We start from the raw sequence: 1,726 nt of genomic DNA, 5'->3' as shown, positions 1-1,726 counted from the left end.
TTTCGCAGTTTCGCTTTGCCCGCGGACTTGGCGCACATCGGCGAATACCCTTTTGATTTCGGCCTCATCCTTTGCCGGCACCCATTTGAGCAAGGGCTTAACATTGCCTGACTCCAGTGCCGCACGGGCTTCGGTAATCACGGGACCGTCCAGAGCATCACAATGAGCTTGGGCGCTACCGGCAAACATCAGGCTGAAGATTGCTGCGGCCACTGCGGGAACAGCGGTTTTGCGTAATTTGGTTTTCATACATGACCTCTTCATATTGCGTTGAGCTTCACGAGCACCGGGTTTGGTGTCGCTTGGCAATCAGAGTACGGAAGGGAGGTCAAAGAAGCGTTCTCAGGTACGAAACCGAACCGATTCCATGGTTTGGAAATAAAATATATAATTCAAAAGGATAGAGGTTTCAGTATCGGGTGAGAGCGTACTCGAACGCCGGGTAGCCAGGTTCAGGATCGTGGCTAGGGTCGGATATCGCCCTGCAGGGCTCGTCGGCGATATTCACTGGGGGTAAATCCTGTCTCTTTCTTGAAAGCAGTGTTGAATACGGACTTCGAGTTGAAGCCAGAGTCATACATAGTTTGCAGAATATTTGCCTGATTGGCTGCATCGGCCAGGCGCGATTTCGCCTCGTCGATGCGATAGCGACTGACGAACTCAAAGAAATTGCAGCCAAAGCCTTGGTTAATGGCCCGTGAAACCTCTCTTGAAGGGGCGCCCAATTTCCGTGAAAGTTGTTCCAGGGTCAGGTTGGGGTGCAAGTGGGGCTTTTCCTGGTGCATTAACTGTTGGAGCCTGACCTTTAAAGTTTGATCAAACTGCGGCGTGGGCTCTTCTTCCAGCAAGGCGGCCTGGTCTGCTGCCAATCCAGAGAAAACAACGGGTTGGCGAAGAGAGTTTATCATCAGAAAATTGATGAAAATGAAGCCCGTTACAGCGCCAGCGCCGGCCACCCACTCGGTTCCAGGCACGCTTCTAAACACATGCGCTGTAAGGCAGTACATCATGCTCACGGTCCAAGCCACTGCATAGCCGATCAGAAGCGTCCGTAACCACGCAAGTTGTTTGTTTTCAATACTCGAGAAAATCTGTCGAATACCAAGGCCGAAACGGTTAATCGCACGAATCGTCGCGTACAGGTAGCCCAGAAAGACCGCGTGAATAGCGACTGCAAGAAGGGGAGAGGTAAGTACGCCCGGGTGGTCCCGTTCAAGCAGAATCTGAACTTTGGTCTCGCTTGGCTGTAAATAATATTCAATCAGAAAAATTGCGCCGACCACCCAGAAGAGCAACGTGTGCACGAGATGCTTCCCGCGTAACTGGAAATTCTGATACATCAGCGATTGCGCATATAGATAGAGCGAGCCGGCTTGTAGAAGTCCGATGAGTGTTCCGAGGTAGGCGAAGTTTGGGTACTGGAGCGCAAGCCCGCTGCCATAGAGGAAGATCTCTCCCAGCCCGGCGGCGAAGAACACCAGAGTGGCAACCAGGAGTCGGTTAGATATGAGCCCACTGTTGGATGGAAGTAGGAGAAAAACGGCAAGAGCCAGCGATTGAATGATGCTCGTCAGCAGCACAATGTCGGTGAGTGTCAGATACATGCCAGATTCAGCTCCGCTTCAAAACCATCCTGCCGTCCTGTTGCCGGCGATCTGAGATGCAGGGTCATGCCGGCACCTTTAGCAATCGCATCGGCAATCGCGAGGCCCAGGCCAGAACCTGC

General features: G+C 52.5%; 2 protein-coding genes. Both read right to left on the bottom strand.

Features of this window, described 5'->3' with window-relative positions; translation table 11 throughout:
• On the bottom strand, positions 1–249 hold a 249-nt coding region (locus ACSSVV_RS20900; protein WP_454106964.1), incomplete at its 3' end, for a DUF6448 family protein.
• 215 nt (positions 250–464) lie between these two features.
• On the bottom strand, positions 465–1,604 hold the full coding sequence (locus ACSSVV_RS20895) for a helix-turn-helix domain-containing protein (RefSeq protein ID WP_011784783.1): 1,140 nt from the start codon (positions 1,602–1,604) through the stop codon (positions 465–467).
• Between the last annotated feature and the right edge of the window lie 122 nt (positions 1,605–1,726).

The organism is Marinobacter sp. MBR-105 (assembly GCF_053628895.1).
The sequence above is the reverse complement of the archived record's forward strand: the minus strand, read 5'-3'. Positions and strand labels throughout refer to the sequence as shown.

What these genes read in the sequence shown, in the direction of transcription:
- ACSSVV_RS20895 (WP_011784783.1), bottom strand. Translation starts at nt 1,604, where the DNA reads ATGTATCTGACACTCACCGACATTGTGCTGCTGACGAGCATCATTCAA.